Origin of the sequence: Saccharopolyspora sp. (assembly GCF_017434145.1) — a bacterium.
Taxonomy (GTDB): domain Bacteria; phylum Actinomycetota; class Actinomycetes; order Mycobacteriales; family Pseudonocardiaceae; genus Saccharopolyspora_C; species Saccharopolyspora_C galaxeae.
In genome coordinates this window covers 1-17,204 of the sequence record NZ_JAFRFW010000925.1, presented here as the reverse complement: position 1 = coordinate 17,204, position 17,204 = coordinate 1, and the positions used below count along the sequence as shown (strand labels likewise).

The 17,204-nt window shown below is 67.3% G+C and carries 17 protein-coding genes; 10 read left to right on the top strand and 7 right to left on the bottom strand.

Annotated features, from left to right (window positions below; translation table 11 throughout):
* Both IJH84_RS25030 and IJH84_RS25025 read right to left on the bottom strand, forming a co-directional pair.
* A partial coding sequence (locus IJH84_RS25030; RefSeq protein ID WP_295149742.1) for a Dyp-type peroxidase domain-containing protein occupies positions 1–368 on the bottom strand: 368 nt, incomplete at its 3' end.
* A 144-nt stretch (positions 369–512) separates the two neighbouring features.
* Positions 513–1,589 carry an NAD-dependent formate dehydrogenase gene (locus IJH84_RS25025; RefSeq protein ID WP_295149746.1) on the bottom strand — a complete coding sequence of 359 codons (1,077 nt, stop codon included), beginning with the start codon at positions 1,587–1,589 and terminating at the stop codon, positions 513–515.
* Between the two features lie 511 nt (positions 1,590–2,100).
* On the opposite strand from IJH84_RS25025, the gene IJH84_RS25020 reads away from it, so the two are divergent.
* Positions 2,101–3,387, top strand: coding sequence for a GNAT family N-acetyltransferase (locus IJH84_RS25020; RefSeq protein ID WP_295149740.1), 1,287 nt, complete (start codon positions 2,101–2,103; stop codon positions 3,385–3,387).
* A gap of 319 nt (positions 3,388–3,706) precedes the next feature.
* Here the strand turns inward: IJH84_RS25020 and IJH84_RS25015 are convergent, their stop codons facing one another.
* A complete protein-coding gene (locus IJH84_RS25015) occupies positions 3,707–4,018 on the bottom strand; it encodes a helix-turn-helix domain-containing protein (RefSeq protein ID WP_200072803.1) in 312 nt (103 codons plus the stop codon).
* A 1,066-nt stretch (positions 4,019–5,084) separates the two neighbouring features.
* Here IJH84_RS25015 and IJH84_RS25010 point away from each other — a divergent pair.
* From IJH84_RS25010 to IJH84_RS24995, 4 genes are read left to right on the top strand one after another with little or no spacing between them, the layout of a single operon-like run.
* Complete coding sequence (locus IJH84_RS25010; protein ID WP_200072804.1) at positions 5,085–5,255, top strand: hypothetical protein; 171 nt, start codon at positions 5,085–5,087, stop codon at positions 5,253–5,255.
* Entirely contained in the window at positions 5,255–6,502 is a 1,248-nt protein-coding gene (locus IJH84_RS25005) for an iron-containing alcohol dehydrogenase (RefSeq protein WP_295149736.1), read from the top strand. The genes IJH84_RS25010 and IJH84_RS25005 overlap by 1 nt, the downstream gene beginning before the upstream one ends.
* A gap of 7 nt (positions 6,503–6,509) precedes the next feature.
* Positions 6,510–7,871, top strand: coding sequence for a histidine kinase (locus IJH84_RS25000; RefSeq protein WP_295149734.1), 1,362 nt, complete (start codon positions 6,510–6,512; stop codon positions 7,869–7,871).
* Complete coding sequence (locus IJH84_RS24995; RefSeq protein WP_200072807.1) at positions 7,864–8,544, top strand: response regulator transcription factor; 681 nt, start codon at positions 7,864–7,866, stop codon at positions 8,542–8,544. The genes IJH84_RS25000 and IJH84_RS24995 overlap by 8 nt, the downstream gene beginning before the upstream one ends.
* A 14-nt stretch (positions 8,545–8,558) precedes the next feature.
* Here IJH84_RS24995 and mftM read toward each other — a convergent pair whose 3' ends face one another.
* The 4 genes from mftM to mdo all read right to left on the bottom strand — a co-directional run bounded on the left by mftM (position 8,559) and on the right by mdo (position 13,525).
* Positions 8,559–9,467 carry a mycofactocin oligosaccharide methyltransferase MftM gene (mftM, locus tag IJH84_RS24990; RefSeq protein WP_200072808.1) on the bottom strand — a complete coding sequence of 303 codons (909 nt, stop codon included), beginning with the start codon at positions 9,465–9,467 and terminating at the stop codon, positions 8,559–8,561.
* The gene (locus IJH84_RS24985) at positions 9,464–10,981 is read right to left on the bottom strand and encodes a VWA domain-containing protein (RefSeq protein WP_295149730.1); all 1,518 of its coding nucleotides are present in this window, start codon (positions 10,979–10,981) and stop codon (positions 9,464–9,466) included. The genes mftM and IJH84_RS24985 overlap by 4 nt, the downstream gene beginning before the upstream one ends.
* 10 nt (positions 10,982–10,991) lie before the next feature.
* A complete protein-coding gene (locus tag IJH84_RS24980) occupies positions 10,992–12,152 on the bottom strand; it encodes a MoxR family ATPase (RefSeq protein ID WP_295149728.1) in 1,161 nt (386 codons plus the stop codon).
* Positions 12,153–12,232: 80 nt separating this feature from the next.
* Positions 12,233–13,525: an NDMA-dependent methanol dehydrogenase gene (gene mdo, locus IJH84_RS24975; RefSeq protein ID WP_200072811.1), complete on the bottom strand. Its 1,293-nt coding sequence runs from the start codon at positions 13,523–13,525 to the stop codon at positions 12,233–12,235.
* A gap of 417 nt (positions 13,526–13,942) precedes the next feature.
* On the opposite strand from mdo, the gene mftA reads away from it, so the two are divergent.
* From mftA to IJH84_RS24950, 5 genes are all read left to right on the top strand, one after another.
* The gene (gene mftA / locus IJH84_RS24970) at positions 13,943–14,044 is read left to right on the top strand and encodes a mycofactocin precursor MftA (RefSeq protein WP_295149726.1); all 102 of its coding nucleotides are present in this window, start codon (positions 13,943–13,945) and stop codon (positions 14,042–14,044) included.
* Complete coding sequence (gene mftB, locus IJH84_RS24965) at positions 14,034–14,342, top strand: mycofactocin biosynthesis chaperone MftB (RefSeq protein WP_200072926.1); 309 nt, start codon at positions 14,034–14,036, stop codon at positions 14,340–14,342. Before mftA ends, mftB begins: the two co-directional genes overlap by 11 nt.
* A gap of 75 nt (positions 14,343–14,417) precedes the next feature.
* Positions 14,418–15,596, top strand: a complete 1,179-nt coding sequence (gene mftC / locus IJH84_RS24960; RefSeq protein ID WP_295149744.1) for a mycofactocin radical SAM maturase — start codon at positions 14,418–14,420, stop codon at positions 15,594–15,596.
* 53 nt (positions 15,597–15,649) lie between these two features.
* The gene (mftD, locus tag IJH84_RS24955; RefSeq protein WP_200072813.1) at positions 15,650–16,816 is read left to right on the top strand and encodes a pre-mycofactocin synthase MftD; all 1,167 of its coding nucleotides are present in this window, start codon (positions 15,650–15,652) and stop codon (positions 16,814–16,816) included.
* A gap of 206 nt (positions 16,817–17,022) precedes the next feature.
* Positions 17,023–17,204: hypothetical protein (locus IJH84_RS24950; RefSeq protein ID WP_295149724.1), on the top strand; the 182-nt coding region annotated here is incomplete at its 3' end.

Sequence of the window (17,204 nt, the reverse complement as noted above, 5' to 3'; positions counted from 1 at the left end):
GCGAGTTCGAAGCACAGGGACAGCTGCCGCGCGCGGATGTGCAGCAGCACGTCGCCGGGAGTCGAAACCGCCCGGTGCCGGGGTCCTTCGAACTCGGGCAACCGGTGCAGCTCGGCAGGTCTGGGACCGGCGAACAACCGGTCCCAGGCCGCCGATCCGATGCCCGCGACGCAGGCCAGGCCACCTTCCGGGTAGCGGAACCCGACCGCACGCTGCAAACCGGCCAGGTCGGCGAGCAGGTCCCGCACGGCGGACTCGCCACCGTCGTCGATCGTCAGAACCAGGAACACCGCCGACTCGGTCAGCGGAGTCAGCACCGGTTGCTGCTCGGGGTACTCGCCCGGGGAGGTCGAGCTGGTCAACCCCATTCAGGCCTCCATGTCGTAGTGGGGAAGCACAGTCAGATCGGTCATTTTCCCGTCCTTCGCTCCTGGCACGGAAGCGCCCTGCCCGCAGTCGCGAGCCGCCTACGCCAATAACCGGACCGGCATTTCTCCGAAGTCGTACGCCGACTACGCGCCGCGACCGGCCTCGACGCCCGCACCGGCGGTATACGATTTCGCGCCTGTACCGGCCAGTTCGCCGCCTTCGACGATCAGGTACGCCTCCCGGATGTGGCGCCCGGCGAGGAAGTCCTCGAGGACCTCCCGCGTACCCGCGGCGTAGCGGGCCTGCGCCGACAGCGTCGTGCCCGACACGTGCGGCGTCATCGCTTGGTGCGGCATCGAGCGCCACGGGTGGTCGGTCTCCGGTGGCTGGGGGTACCAGACATCCCCTGCGTAGCCGGCCAGTTGACCGCTTTCCAATGCCTCGACCACGTCGTCTCGAACTGTGATCTCGGCTCGTGCGGTGTTGACGATGTACGAGCCGCGGCGCATCGAGTTGATCATCTCGCGGTCGAACAGGTGGTACGTCTGCGGATGCAACGGCGCGTGCAATGAAACGACATCGACCGACCTAGCGAGCGAGCCCGCATCGGGATGGAAGGCCGTCCCGAGCTCGTGTTCCACATCCGTCGGCAGTCGCATCGGGGAGAAGTAGTGCAACCGCACGCCGAACGGGGCCAATCTCCGCAGCACGGCCTGGCCGATGCGACCGGCGCCGATCACTCCCACATCCATGCCCTCCAGGTCGTACGATCTGGAGGCGGCATCAGCGATGTTCCAGCCACCGTTGACCACCCACTCGTGGGCGGGCAGGAAGTTGCGCACCAAGGTCAAAATTTGCATGACCGCGTGTTCGGCGACGCTGAGGCTGTTGCTGTAGGTCACCTCGGCGACCGTGACCCCGGCCCGGATCGCGGCATCCAAGTCGACGTGATCCGACCCGATTCCCGCTGTCAGGGCCAGCTTCAGCTTCGGCGCCTTGGCGATCCGCTCGGCGGTGAGGTAAGCGGGCCAGAACGGCTGGGAGATGACGACCTCCGCGCCGGGCAGCTCACGTTCGAAAACGGAGTCGGGACCGTCCTTGTCGGAAGTGACGACCAGCTCGTGTCCCTGGGCTTCCAGGAACTCGCGCAACCCCAGCTCGCCGGAGACGCAGCCAAGCAGATGACCGGGAGTGAAGCCCAATGCCGACGGGGTGGGCAGCGTCTTCCAATTCCGAACCGCCCTTTTCGCAGTCCGGCCAAGTTACCGATCGGCGCCGCCCCACTGAACCGCCGAGTCCACTTCGGACTTCGCTGCCCTCAACTGCCCGAGGTTTGCGACGAACCTCAACTTGCAACCAGCATAAATTATGGACGATCGCGATTCCGGCGTCTAAGCGGAAATAACGAATAGCCGACAAGGGGCGTTTATGATGACCGGTCGATCGATCATCGCCTTTTCGCGCGACGAAAACCTCGTCGTGGAAAGATCGTCCAGTAACCCGGTGGGAAGCCGATCCCGAGCGCAGCGACTCGTCCCACTCTGCCGCCGACAGAACCGCCCTTCACTCAGGCCCCGTCAGCCGCCAACCCCTCCAGGCGGCGCGTGTCCCCGCCGCTCTCGCCGGTCCCTGCGGATCGTTCCGGTAAGCCGCACGGAGGTTGTGACTCGCGTGTAACACCGAGCTCAAACCAGGGAAACGGGGAGGGGCGATCCTCGGAGCATGCGCTGGATGCGACAGACAGGCTTTGTGCGCTGGGTACGAGCGCACGGCCGGGGCTGCTACGTTTTCGTGGGCGTGCTTGTCTGGATGACCGGACTCGTGTGGGCGGCGGCCGGTGGCGGGACCGCAACAGCGCTCATCGGCGCCGCGTTGTCAGCGCTGGCCGCAGTGACCGTCGGCGCGGCGAGCCGCAACGGCGCATCGAGTGGTGGGGCGGCCCCGGCAACAGCGTCGGAGACGCAGCGGCCGCTGGAGGTACGCGAAGCGGAACCCGACCGAAAACCGGTGCTGTGGCGCGTGCGCACCGGCGTGGTCGATGCGCCCGGCCAGTTGGCCGAAGTCGCTGCCGCACTTGCCGCTCTCGGCGCCGACATCCGCACCGTGCAAGTGCACCCCACCACCGAAGGTGCGGTGGACGAGATTCTCTTGCACGCCCCATCCGGGGTACGTCGTCGCGACCTCCTGCGGGCCGTGCGGGTTGCCGGCGGAACCAGCGTCCGTGTGGCGCGCGCTGAGGTGCACGAGCTTGATGACATACCGACGCGGGCATTGAGTGTCGCCACGGGACTGGTCACCGGGCGGACCGAACTGCGGCGTGGACTGGCCGTGCTACTCGGCGAGGTCGCGGTGGACTGGTGCGAACCGAACGTCCGCATCCAGGAGGACCAGCACACGATCGCCGTGCCCGCGCCCGGTGGAGGAATGTTCCGGGTGCACCGCAGCAACGGGGAATTCACACCGGCCGAGCAGGCCCGGGCCCAGCGCCTAGCGGATCTGGCGGCGCGCTCGTGGGAACGCACGCCCGCCCACGCCGACGTGATCGGCACACGTTCCGGCCGGGAACTTCCAACGCGAGTGGTGGACCGCAGCGACTACGCCCACCTCCTCGCCTTCTACCGAGCATGTTCACCGGCGTCCCGACACCGCCGCCACCGCGCAGGCCCTCCCGATCAAGACGAGATCCTGCGTCTGCTCACCCCGGGAGTCGGCCGGGCACTAGCGGTCTTCGACGGCGACGACATCATCGCGTGGGGAAACCTCGTGTACGAAGGCGAGCAAGGAGATGTGGCCCTACTCGTCCGCGACGACTGGCAACGGCGCGGCATCGGTACGGCGCTGGCACGACTGCTCGTCGACCACGCCGAACGCGTCGGCCTCTCCGCGGTATCAGCACGCACACAGGTGGACGACAGCCCCACTGCCGCGACACTACGCGCCGCCGGTTTCATCCTGCACCGCGTTCCCGAACCCGGCGAGTGGCACTGGACCCACAACGCGTCCGAACACGCCATTTGACCGGCCGACGCAGCGAACCTCAGCGAGGACGCCCTACTTTGTTCCCGGAGAACGTTCGAAAAGGATCAGGCATGTGACGAGCCGTCAGAAGGCCGCCGGTGTAGTCGGCGCTGATGTCGTCGAGATCCAGGCTCGCGGGCGCTCGGCACTGATGTAGCTGACCTCGCCCTCACCAATGACGGCGATCCGCCACGCGTTGGCCAATGGTCGAACCCGGCGGTTTTGCTCCGCCCTTTCGGCAACTGGCGGCCGGTGACGAGCACAAGCGCGAGACAACCGGCCGCGCATGGGATGGTGATGTAGGCAAGCGCAGGCGTCGTCAACCTTCTCCGTCCGCGGGTGTGGCGCGCAGCTGCGCCAGCTGGTCTTCCAGGGCGATGATCCGGCACGCTCCCCACACCGGCATGCCCTGATCCACCAGCTCGCGCACCCGCGCGGCCCGCCGCAGCTGCGCGCGCGAATAGCGCCGATGCCCGCCTCCGGAACGCACTGGGACGAGCAACCCCGATTCCTCCAGCGAACGCAAGAACGGCTGGGTCGCACCCACCATCTCCGCCGCTCGCCCCATCGTGTACGCCGGGTACTCGGCGTCGTCGAACTTGTCCTCGATCCCGGCGTGTTCCTCGCTCATCGCACTCCCACGTAAGCCCCTCCACAAACGGACCCCCGACGCATCATCCGGCCTCCACGCCACCGCACTCCCATGGTCGGGCGTCACTGACCACCACCCTCGATGATCTGGCGGGCCCCGCCGTTCGGCACGACCAAGAACGTGGCCATCTCCGTCGCACGGCGAACTCAACACCTCGACCGCAAGCCCACGCGCTGCACTTCACAGGCACGGATGCAGGGGAGATGAGAATGAGAACCATTTTCGATAAGCTTCCGTCATGCGGCATACGGAAGGATTCACGGCGGTGGCGTGCGGGGTTGATCCCTGTCCGGCTGGGGGTGTCGACCCGCTGGCAGCGCTCCGATTAGCCGTCCGGGAATGCGAGCACGGCGTGCTGGTCCGAAGCGGTGGGTGCCCGCTGGCACTCCTGCCACGGACGAGCGGCACCCCAGCCTGCACGACATCGCAGCCGGGGGCGGGGCCGTTCGTTCTCGTGCAACCGTGCGACGCCGCCCGCCGAGCGAGCGGCGAGGTGGTGGTCGCGGGGCCGTTGCACGAATCGGCCGACGTGATCGACCTGTGCCACTGGCTCACCGATGGGCTGCTCACCGGCACGCCTCTCCCTGGCCACCTCCGGCCGGCGTTCGTCATCAGTACCGATCGCCGCTCGTAGCCTCTCCCGACGATCAGTACGCACCCCCGGGCTCACGCCAGCTGCCGCGGTTTCGACATGCAGGGACGGCCCGGTATTTCCATGCTCAATCGCGGAAAACCTCGCCACCGAAGTGGCGACCGCGGACGAAGCTCGCCACGTGCGACAACGACCACCCCGACCGCCCCAGACGACCTCTGTGTCCACTGTGGATGACTTCTGCACTCGCAGCGGCGCTGCGACTCTCGATGTGCCCAAGATGAGCCACGGCGCGTACCGCCGCAGTTCCGGTTCCGCGCTCCGGTCCCTGCCCAGTTGGACAGGTGCAGGCCCGATCGACTGGGGAGGTTACGTCCCCGTGAGACACAGATTACGGTCGGGACTTGTCGAGGTCACTGTCGTAGCGCTGCTAGTGCACCGAGGAGAACCGCTGTGGACCGTTACGTGGTGGAACCGAACTTCCCCGATGCCGGGGGGCTTTCCGAAGACGGCCTACGCACACTGTCGGCGGCGAACGAGGTACTCCGATCCACGCACTACGACCTGCAGCTGCTCGTGCGAGTGACCTCACCTGACGAGCCGTCCCAGACCGCGAGCGCTTGATGCCCCGGGTTGGCGTGGGCCCAGGCTCCAACGGCGACTGGACTGGGACGGAGCAACTGGCGGGACCTCGTGTGCCGGCTGAGCCGACGACAGCGAGCGGACAGCTCGCCAAGTTTCATGCGCCCGAGATCGTGTTCGGCCAGAACGCGCTGTTGGAACTCGGACACAGCGCAGGGCGCCTCGGAGCACGGCGCCCATTCCTGCTGACCGACGCAGGTGTGGTCGAGGCGGGCTGGGCGCATCGAGCGTGCGAGCAGCTCAGGTCGGTCGGGCTGCACCCCGTTGTGTGGTCCGACCTGACCCCCAATCCCAAGGACTTCGAGGTCCAGGCGGCATACGACCGGTACGTCGACTCCGGTGCGGACGTGATCATCGCGGTAGGGGGTGGCTCCTGCGTGGACGCCGCCAAAGGCGTCGCGATCCTGTCCGGCAACGGCGGCCACATCCTCGATTACGAAGGGGTCGACGAGGTCGTCAAGCCGATTCCACCACTTGTGATGGTGCCCTCGACTTCCGGCACGGGAGCCGACGTTTCCCAATTCTGCGTGGTCACCGACACCTTCCGGGAGACCAAGGTGACCATCATCAGCCGCACCCTCGTTCCCGAGATATCGATCGTCGACCCGCTCCTGCTGACCACGATGCCGGAGTGGCTCAACGCCGCCACCGGCCTCGACGCTCTTGCCCACGCCGTCGAGTCCTACGTCTCCCGTGCGCACAACCCGCTCACCGATCACCACGCGTTGCACGCGGTCAGCCTGGTGACCGAGAATCTCTTGCGCACGCTCGTCGATCCCCAGAACATGCAGGCACGAACGGCGATGGCCCAAGGGTCCTTGGAAGCCGGCATGGCCTTTACCAACGCGATCCTTGGCGCCACCCACGCGATGAGCCACCAAGTGGGAGGGCTCCTGGACGCGCCGCACGGAATGATCAACGCCATCCTGCTGCCCCACGTCATCCGGTTCAACGCCGCGGAAGACCCCGTCCGATACGGGCCCCTGGCTCGTGCAGCCGGGATCGACATCGACCGGGTGCGGGCGGACCAGGCCGCCGAGCTGCTCGCCGACCGCGTGCGCGAATTGGCCGACTCGCTCGGCGTGCCGCGAGGACTGCGCGGGCTGGGAGTCGGCGAGCACAACGTCGCCAGCCTGGCCCGGACGACGATGCGGGACGCTTGCTTGACGACCAACCCCCGGACCATGGACCAGCAGCAGGCCGTGGCGCTGTTCCGCGCCGCCATGTGAGGGCCCCATGCACGACCCGGACCGCTCCGAATCGCCCGCGCTCGGGAAGTTGACCGGAGTCCGTTCGAGCAAGCACTCGTTCTACCCGGAGTACCGGCGCTCGAACGAACGGCTGACGCACACCGTCCGCGCGTTGGATGAGATCTCGCAGGCACTCGTGCGGTCCGCGGAAGGGCCGCGCGCGCTGGTGGAAGCCGTGGTCACCGCGGCGGCCGATCACTTGCAGGCGCAGTGGCTGCTGCTGGCGATCTCCGGCGGCCAGCTCAGCGGGATGCGGCCGAGCCAATTGCTCTACCACCACGGGACGTTCATCGACGACCAGCACGACATGCCGCGGCCGATCCGCCATCACTTGACCATGGTGCGCACCTCCCCGTGGGAACTGGGCACCTGCTCGTTGAACAACGGACTGGTTCGCGCGCCGATGATGCTCGACGACGAACCCGTCGGCGGGATCGTCGCGCTCGCGGGCGAGGACGTGCAGCTCGCCGACACGGACCTGGCCATCATCCGCGTGCTGGCCAACCAAGCGGCGGTGGCGCTGTACAACTCGCATCTGTTCCAGACCGCGACGCACTTGCGGGGCCGCACCGACCAGCTCACTGCAGAGGCGTCCCGGCAAGCCGAACACCTCGTTCAACGGCAAGCGGAACTGGAGCACGTTCAGCAACAGCTGACCGCGGCCATCCAACGCCAAGTGATCGACGAAGAGCGCCACCGCATCGCCAGGGAGCTGCACGACAGCGTCACGCAAGCCGTGCTCAGCGCCGGAATGATCGTCGAGGTTTGCCGTTCCGAGCTGGAGGCGCTTCCGCCGCCTGCCCCGGCCCTTGCCCAACGGCTGGAGCCGGCCAAGGAGCTCACCCAGCAAGCCGTCGCGCAGCTGCGATCGGCGATCTACGCGCTGCACAACGCCAGTGACGAAGCCCCGGGGTCGCTACCGGTGCTGCTGGAACGGCTCTCGCACGTGCACCTGCCCACCGAGTTGGAGGTCTCGGTGCGCGTGGAAGGCGACGCGATCGCACTGCCGCCCGCGATCGAGCACTCGATGCTGCGACTGACCGGCGAGGCGCTGTTCAACACGGCGATGCACGCCCACGCCGATCAAGCCGTGGTCGTCCTCCGGTACCGGCCCGATCGGGTCCTGCTGTCGGTCGGCGACGACGGAACCGGCGACCCGGATGTTCTGCAGCGCGACCTGCTTTCCGCCGGCAATGAGCACAGCGGATACCACTGCGGTTTGGCGAACATGGTGCACCGAGCCGAGGAGATGGGCGGCACGCTGAGCATTCGACGCGCGGAGCTCGGCGGCGTGTTGGTGCACCTGGATGTCCCGCTTTCCCCGGCATGGAGGGTTTCCGATGATTGAGGCAGCACAGCGGCACGAACCGCCCCGGGGCTCGCAGGAGGAGACCGTGGGGATCATGCTGGTCGACGACCACGCCATCGTCCGGCAAGGGCTTCGCGCCGTGCTGGAGCGAGAAACGGATCTGGCGGTGGTGTGCGAGGCTTCCAGCGCCGAGGAAGCGCTGGCATCCGTGACGCGGTACGCCCCCACCGTCGTCCTGCTCGACCTGAAGCTCTCCTACGGCGACTCCACCGAAGGCTTGCGGTTGTGCGAAGAACTCATCCGCGCACGTCCCAACATCGGCGTGCTCGTGTTCACGACCTTCCTCGAAGACAACCTCGTGATCGAGGCACTTCGGCGGGGGGCGAGAGGCTACGTGGTCAAAGATGTCGACACCACCGAGTTGGTCCGGTCCATCCGCGCGGTCGCGCGCGACGAGAGCGCGTTCGACTCGCGGTCCGCAGCTGCGATGGCGCACTCGATCAGCAACCAGGACGACACGCCTGAGCTGACACCCCGAGAGCTAGGGGTGCTGCAGCTGCTCGCACGCGGTATGAACAACCGGGAGATCGGTGAGCAGCTCCACATCTCCGAGACGACGGTGAAGTTCCACACCCGCAACGTCAAGCGCAAGCTCAGCGTGTGCAGCCGAGCGGAGGCCGTCTACGCCGCGAGCAAAGAAGGATTGATCTGACCACCGACGCCGCATCAGCGGCGATCGATGACCAACCAGCCGCCGTGGTGCTCCTCCACCCGGAAATGTGCTCCGGCGCCGCGGCCGAGTTCTTCCAACGCCGGTAGGTCGAACGTGCGTACGTGGCCGTAGGCCGCAGTGGGCTCCGGCTCGAACGGGACGGCGATGACCACCCGTTCCCGCGCGAGGCGAAGTGCCTCGGCCAGGACCGCGGCGCCATGGACCGGTTCGAGATGTTCGAGCAGGTGCACGGCGAGCACCGTGTCCACGGCGCCGTCCGGCAACGGGATTCGGGCTGCGTCGCAGACGAGGGTGCCGACGGGCGTGCGGCGCTGCCGCGCCATCCGTCGCAGCAGATCGATGCTGCCCTGGTCGATGTCCGCGGCGATCACCTCGGTACCGGCGCGTGCGGCCAACAGCATCGCCAGGAATCCGAAGCAGGACCCGACGTCCAGAACGCGCCCGGGTGGCACGAGTTCCAGACTGCGGCGGTAGACCGGAACGATCTCCGCTATCGCGGAGCAGCGGGGTCCCGGTTCAGCGGTCCACAGCCGCCGGATGTGCTCGAGGGTGTTGTCGTAGAACAGCGACCAGGCTCGCCCGGGATCGTCCACAGTGGTCTTGACGACGCCGGTGAACACGCGCTCGAAGATGTCGACGCTGCTGCTGAGCCAACCCGGGGCGAACAACTCGTGGCGGAGCAGTCCGGCGAGGTCGTTGTCGAGCTGCTCCGGTGGGATCCGGTGACCGATCCGGAGGCGGTCCCCGTTGCGGTGCAGACAGAAGTGCCGCGTGCGGGCCACCGTTACCGCATCGGATGCATCGTGGTCGCCGCCGCGCACGACCTCGACCAGCCCGTCGTCGTAACGTCCCGGGGTCGAAGGGCCGAGCGTGTCGAGCGGCCCACCGGCTCGCTGGTTCATCGGCCGGTCACCTCCGCGGCCATGCGCTCCGCCGTGCGGCGCAGCCCGGTCAGGTCACGCACCACTTGGACCCGGTCGCAGTGTTCGGCGTAATGCGGCAGGTCGCAGCCCCCGAGGCCCCACGAGTACCGCGGTTCCGGGGTCAGCCAGATGAGTTCCTTGCAGTGCCGGGAAATCTCGTTCAACCCGGGTAGATTGGCCGGACGCCCGTTGTTGCGCCCATCCCCGAGGATCACGACCGTGGTGCGGCTGTCGATCGCGTCGCGGAAATCAGCGCGGAAGTCGGCCAAGACGCGTCCGTAGTCGGAGTCGGCGTCGACGTCGAGGGTGTGCCCGTCGAAGATGAGCCCGAGCGCGTGTTCGGCCGGGTGCGCGCTGAACAGCGCGGTCACCTCGACGATTTCGGCCACGAACGCGAAGCTGCGAACCTTGCGGAACTGGTTCTGCAAGCCGTGCACCAAGTGGAGCGTGAACCGAGCGGTGGCTCGCACGGACAGGCTCACGTCGGCGAGCACCACCAACCGCGGCTTGTCCTCGCGACGCCGCACGGTGACCGGCCGGAACGGCACGCCGTCGAAGCGCATGTTGCGACGCATCGTGCGCGCCGAGTCGATGCGTCCTCGCGGAGAAACCACGCGCCGGCTGGTGAGCCCGCCGCGGAGGCTGCGGGCGAGTTGGTCGAGTGATCGCTCGAGTTCGTCACGCTCACCTTGGTCGACGTGATCCGAGCAGGACGGATCATCGACCTCGGAAGCGGAGTGCCCGGCCGCCAGCAGGCGGGCGATGTGTTGCTCGAGCGCTTCCGGGAGGTTGTTCAACAGCCCGGACAGCCGGGCGCGCAACTCCTCGGCGTCATCGAGGTCTCCATCGTCGTGCGCACTGGTGGGGTCGGTGAGCGGGCTGAGCCATCCCAGCAGGGCGTCCTGCTGCTGATCGCTGAGGTCGGCGTCGATGCGGTGCGCGTTGGCCGCGGACAACCGGCCGGGCGGTGGTGTGCCGCCCATCCGGTCGGTCTCCAGCTGCACGTGATCGCTGTTGCCGATGCTGGCCACGTCGTCCTGGGAGAGCATGAGCTCGTCTTCCGAATCGGAGCTCATGCTGATCGGGTTGAGCTCCGGGTGCGGGCTGGAGCGTTCGACGAGGTCGTTGTCGTCGAACAGATCACCGACCGCTGCGTCCGGGCTTTCCATGTCCGCCCGTGGTGGGCGCTGCTCGACGTCTCCGAGGACGAAGTCCTCCAGCGGTTCACCGCCGCCCTGGAATCGCCCTTCGTGTCCCTCGCTCACGGCCGCGGCAGGCGCCTCGACGAATACGATGTGGAAGAGTTCGTCGAACACCGGGTCGTCGCGGTGATCCTTGATCAAGGCGCTCCGGAGTGCTTCCCGGAACGCCGGCCGCTGCGCCAACACCCCGGGGGCGCACAGCGCGCGCAGCGCGTCGACGACTTCGGAGACCGATATGCGCACGTTCCGCGCGCGCAACGAGCGAGCGAAACGCAAGATCGTGAACTCCATGACCGCTCCTTCAACCGCGGCGGCGGAACTTGGAGGTGAACGACCGCTCCCCTTGTCCGGTGCTGACCCGCGGCCGCGCGGGCTGCCCGTCGACGGCCGGTTGGCTGCGTTCGCCGTACGTTCCGGGGCCGTGCCTGCCGGGCTGGTCCTTGGCGCTGCGCACCGTCCGGCCCTCTCGATCAGCCGGCGCGTGTTCGGTTGCGGCGTCCACTTGAGCCGGCACCGAGGCGGGTTCGGGGATCTCGCCCTGGACGAGCGCCGCCAACTGCTCGCGGGCCCGGGCGAGATCCTTGTCGTACTTGAGGACCACCGACAACGTCTCGTCCAGTTCGGCCGTGCCGAGCTCGGAAATGCCGAGGACCGCCAGCGTGCGCGCCCAGTCGATGGCCTCGGAGATGCTTGGCGGCTTGCGCAAGTCGAGTTCCCGGAGCCCGCGCACGACCTGCACCAGGTGCTCGGCGACGGCGTCGCCGAGGCCGGTTCCCTTGGACTGGATGATCTGCAGTTCGCGATCGGCATCGGGATAGTCGAGGAACAGGTGCAGGCAACGCCTCTTCAACGCCGCAGACAGATCACGGGTGTTGTTGGAGGTCAACACGACGTACGGCGCATGGCGGGCGACGAAGGTTCCGATCTCGGGTATCGAGATCTGGCCTTCGGCCAAGACCTCCAGCAGCACGGCCTCCAGCGCCTCGTCGGCGCGGTCGATCTCGTCGACGAGCAGGACCACCGGGGCCTCGGAGCGGATCGCTTCGAGCAGGGGGCGCGAGGAGAGGAAGCGCTCCGAGAAGAACACGTCGTCGTGCGAACCGATCTGCTCGACGGCCTCGGCGATGCCGGTCGAGCTCTCGACGATGTCACCGATCTTCTCGCGCAGCATCTGGGTGTAGAGCATCTGCTTGCCGTAGTCCCACTCGTACAGGGCGCGGCTTTCGTCCTGCCCCTCGTAGCACTGCAACCGCACCACGCGGCGACCGGTGCTGTCGGCCAGCGCGTGGGCGAGCTCGGTCTTGCCGACGCCGGCCGGGCCTTCCAGCAGCACCGGTTTGATCAGCCGGGTCAGCAGGTACACGGTGGTCGCCAACCTCCGGTCGGCCAGGTAACCCACCTCCGCCAGCCGGCTGATCGTGTGCTCGACGGAGTCGAATTCGTAGCTCGGCGTGGGATTCACGGACTCGCCTTTCCACGTGGTTTCGACTGGCCGGTGCCCGCCCGCGCATCGGCGGGCGGGCACCGGAGGAGGACTCGACCTCAGCTCACCAGGTCTTCCAGGTCCCCGTTGAAGGCGTGCTCGACGACCGGGCGAACGGTCTCGAACGTCGTCTCCTTGGGGTTCCCCGGCGTGCAGCTGTCGCCGAGGATGTGCCGGGAGACGCGATCCACGTCTTCCTTGTCGCCCTTGATCGCCGTGCGCTTCTGGTAGAACTTCGTGGGCCCCTGACCGAGGCGGTTCTTCTCGTGGGTGTCCTGGGTGATGTCGGTGAGCTTCTCCGGGATGCCCACGTCGCGCAGGAGCCGGATCGCGGCGTCCACTGCGGCGTCCGCGGCCTTGACGTCCGTCATGCCGTGGGTGTCCACGCCCAGCGCCTCGGCCAGCTTGGCGTACTGCTTGTAGGCCACCGGCAGGTTCCAGGCCCACACGCGCGGCAGTGCGATCGCGTTGTTCAGGCCGTGGTGGGTGTCGTAGAACGCGCTGACGGCGTGCGAGATCGAGTGCACCACGCCGAGGCCGCCGGAGTTGAAGGCCTGCCCCGCGATGTACTGCGCGTACATCATCCCTTCGCGGGCGGCCAGGTTCTGACCGTTCCACGTGGCGGTGCGCAGGTGCTGGCCGACGAGCTCGGCAGCGTGCCGCGCCTGCCCCATCGACGGGGTGAAGTCGAGTCGGGCGACGTAGGGCTCGGAGGCGTGCGCGAGCACGTCGAAACCGCACTGGGCGCTGAAGTGCGTCGGCAGGTCGTAGTACAGCACCGGATCATCGATGGCCAGCGTGCTCACCGAGTGGTCGTCGAAGGCGACGTACTTGTGCGGGTTGTCCGGGTCAGTGGTCGTATCCGTGATCACGTACGCCCACGAGGTCTCCGAGCCGGTTCCTGCAGTGGTGGACACCGCGATGTGCGGCGGGTTCTTCGAATTCTCGCTCTTGTTGAACCCTTCGAATTCATTCACGTTCCGCCCGTCGTGCGCCACCGAGATCCGCGCGCCCTTGCAAGCATCGTGGGAGGACCCACCGCCGATGGAGACGAAGCCGTCGCACTTGTTCTCCTGGTAGAGCTGCACCGAATCCATGACGTTGTAGTCCTTGGGATTCGACTCCACCTGGTCGTACAGCACGGGATCGAGCCCGTGGTACTTCAGCGACTCGAAGATCTTGTGCACGATGTCGGTGCCGCGAAGTCCAGAGGTCATCACGAGCGGGCGACGCATCCCGATCTTCAGCGCTTCCGGGCCGATCATCTCGTGCGACCCAGGCCCTAGAAGTGCTCGGGGAACCGGGTGGAACTCCTTGAGCGGGAAGGGCTTGAACAGCTCTTCGACCTGCATTCGCATCTCCTCTCGCCGCGCTTTGCCGAACCGTGCGTTCACGCGGTTCGGACTACCCAAGTGATCGGCGTCACTGAAATCTGACGCTAGGGCTTTCAGCGCGGCGAGCGGAAGACATCGCGCGGCGAACCGACGCTTCGGCGAGGCAAGAACGACTGATCGGGCCGGACGGATCCTGCCTACGTGGGCAGGAAATCGTTGTCCACTCCGCAGGAAACGAGCCGCACCGCACGTCTCGGACGGCGACCATCCACCTCTGGTATCGAGTGGGACAGGTTGCGACCCTGACCAACCGGACAGGAAATCCGTGCCCGCTCGCACGGCGACCGTGCTGCGCGGCGCCGACTAACTTCAGCACCTGCTCCGTTTTCCACCCCGCTTCGCGCTGCGAAAAGCACGACCAGGAGGAATTGCCCGATGAGTGAGCAGAACAGTTCCGAGCAACCACCCGCCGAGGACATCGAGAACGACGTGCTGGTCGAGGAGGTTTCGATCGACGGGATGTGCGGTGTCTACTGAGGACCGCTCCTCCGGGGTTCCGGTCCCGGAGGATTCCTCGGAGTTCCACCCGGACCGCGCCTACCGGCTCAGTGCCGACGTAGCGCTCCGCGCGGAGCATTTCGGCGCGCTCGCGTACCACTTCGGCACCCGCAAGCTGTCGTTCCTGAAGACACCGCAGCTGGTGGAACTCGTGACGAACCTGCACCAGCATCCTTCCGCACGATCCGCGGTGAGCCACCTGCCTGGCGCCGAGCGAGCGAGCTACCTGCGCGCCCTGGCCGGATTGGCCGGTGCGCGCATGATCGTGCCCGCTTGAGCGCGCCCCACCGCAGTCGAAAGGTCAGCTATGCACGCACCTCTGAAAACCAGCACCGGCGGCACCTCGCAGGTACTGCCGCTCGTCGAGCAGTTCAAGTCCGGGTTGGCGTCACCGATCTGCCTGACCTGGGAGTGGACCTACGCCTGCAACCTGTCCTGCGCGCACTGCCTGTCCTCATCCGGTCGCCGCGATCCGGACGAGCTGGGCACCGACGAGATCAAGTCCGTGATCGACGAGCTGGAGCGGATGCAGGTCTTCTACGTCAACATCGGCGGTGGGGAACCCACCGTGCGCCCGGACTTCTGGGAACTCGTCGAGTACGCGGTCGACCATCACGTCGGTATCAAGTTCTCCACCAACGGCTACCGCATCACCCAGGAGCGGGCACGCTGGCTGGCCGAGGCCGACTACGTGGACGTGCAGATATCACTGGACGGCGCCACGCCCGAAGTCAACGACGCCGTACGCGGCCCGGGCTCCTACACCACCGCGATGCGGGCGATGGAGAACCTCGCAGCCGCCGGGATGCGGGGCTTCAAGATCTCGGTGGTGATGACCAGCCAGAACGTCGGCCAGCTCGACGAGTTCAAGCGCATCGCCGACCACTTCGACGCCCAGCTGCGCATCACCCGCCTGCGCCCGTCGGGACGCGGCGCGGACGTGTGGGAAGAACTGCACCCCACCGCCGCGCAACAGCGCCGGCTCTACGACTGGTTGGTGGCGCACGGCGAGGACGTACTCACCGGTGACTCGTTCTTCCACCTCAACGCCCTCGGATCGGACCCGCTGCCCGGACTGAACCTGTGCGGGGCGGGCCGGGTCGTGTGCCTGATCGATCCGGTCGGAGACGTCTACGCCTGCCCGTTCGCCATTCACGACGCTTTCCACGCGGGCAACATCCGCGAGGCGGGGTTCGGGCCGGTGTGGCGGGATTCAGAGCTCCTCAACGACCTGCGACGTCCGCAGACCGGCGGAGCGTGCGTCTCGTGCTCCGCCTACGACGCCTGCCAAGGTGGCTGCATGGCCGCGAAGTTCTTCACCGGCCTGCCCCTCGACGGCCCCGATCCCGAGTGCGTCAAGGGCCACGGTGAGGCCGAGCTGGCCCGGGTCGACGCGCAACAGGCACCACGTCCGGCGCAGGACCACTCCAAACCCAATGCCAAGCGACAACAGGTGATGCTCGGACTCCCCGGGCTGCGCCAGCGTCCGGACCGCGCCTGCGACCAGAGCCCGCTCGCGGGCTTGTCCTGAGCGGCCCCGCTGACTGCCCCGCCCCGTTCGCCGATGTGAAAGAGGAAGTGCCCATGGGTAGAGGCTGGTTCGAAACGGTCGCCGAAGCACAGCGCCGCGCGCGAAAACGCCTCCCGGCATCGGTCTACAGCGCCTTGATCGCCGGTGCCGAGCAGGGCAGCACGCTCGAAGACAACCAGGCGGCGTTCACGGAGCTGGGTTTCGCGCCGCACGCGGCGGATCTCTACGGGCAACGAGACCTCGGCACCACGGTGATGGGCCAGTCGCTCTCGTTGCCCGTGCTCATCTCCCCCACCGGTGTGCAAGCCGTGCATCCGGACGGTGAAGTGGCCGTCGCGCGCGCCGCTGCCGCCCGCGGTACAGCCATGGGGCTGAGCGGATTCGCGAGCAAACCCGTCGAAGAAGTCGTCCGGGCCAACCCGCAAACCTTCTTCCAGACCTATTGGGTGGGCAGCCGCGACGACATCGAACGGCGGATGCAGCGTGCGCGCGAGGCCGGCGCGATCGGCCTGATCGCCACCACCGACTGGTCCTTCTCGCACGGCCGGGACTGGGGCAGCCCCGCGATCCCGGAGAGGATGAACCTGCGCACCAAGCTCAAGTACGCCCCGCAGGCGCTGACGCACCCCGGCTGGTTCGCCGAGTTCGCCAAGCGACGCCAGATCCCCGACCTGACTGTTCCGAACATGCAGCAAGGTGACGATGCGGCGCCGACCTTCTTCGGCGCCTACGGCACCTGGATGTTCACCCCGCCGCCGAGCTGGGAGGACATCACCTGGATGCGCAAGCAGTGGGACGGGCCCTTCATGCTCAAAGGCATCTGCCGGGTCGATGATGCCAAGCGCGCCGTGGACGCAGGGGTCACCTCGATCTCCGTGTCCAACCACGGCGGCAACAACCTCGACGGCACACCGGCGAGCATTCGCGCACTACCCGCGATCACCGACGCAGTGGGCGATCAAGTAGAAGTGCTGCTCGACGGCGGAGTGCGGCGCGGTAGCGATGTCGTCAAAGCGCTCGCACTCGGCGCCCGGGCGGTCATGATCGGTCGCGCCTACCTCTGGGGCCTGGCGGCCAACGGGCAAGCGGGTGTCGAGAACGTACTCGACATCCTGCGCGGCGGGATCGACTCCGCCCTGCTCGGGCTCGGACACCGCTCGGTGCACGAACTCGGCCGGTCCGACCTCCTAGTTCCACCCGGATTCGCAAGAGGGCTCTGAAACAGCACGTACTACGGCCACAACGCACCACGCCACCGACCTGCTCACCAGCCCGCACCACCAACGACGCGGTGTGGACCAGTTGTATTCCCGCCGCGCCGAGGCCAGGATCCCGACCGGGATCATGACGACGAAAGCGCCGATGAAGAACTGGCCGTCGAGCTCCGCGCGGTGCCCTGGTCGCGGGCAATGGGCTGCGTCCCGAGATGAGCGCCGCCACTCAGGACTGCGCGAACCGCATCGAAGAGGCCAAAGGAATGCGGTTCCAGGAACCCCCGGGCACGTTGGATCTGATCGGCCAGGGACGGGATTTCATCCGGGAGAACAAAGATGCTCTCAAAAACATCTCCGAGGCCCTGAAGATCGTCTCCGCGGGACTCGCGGTCGT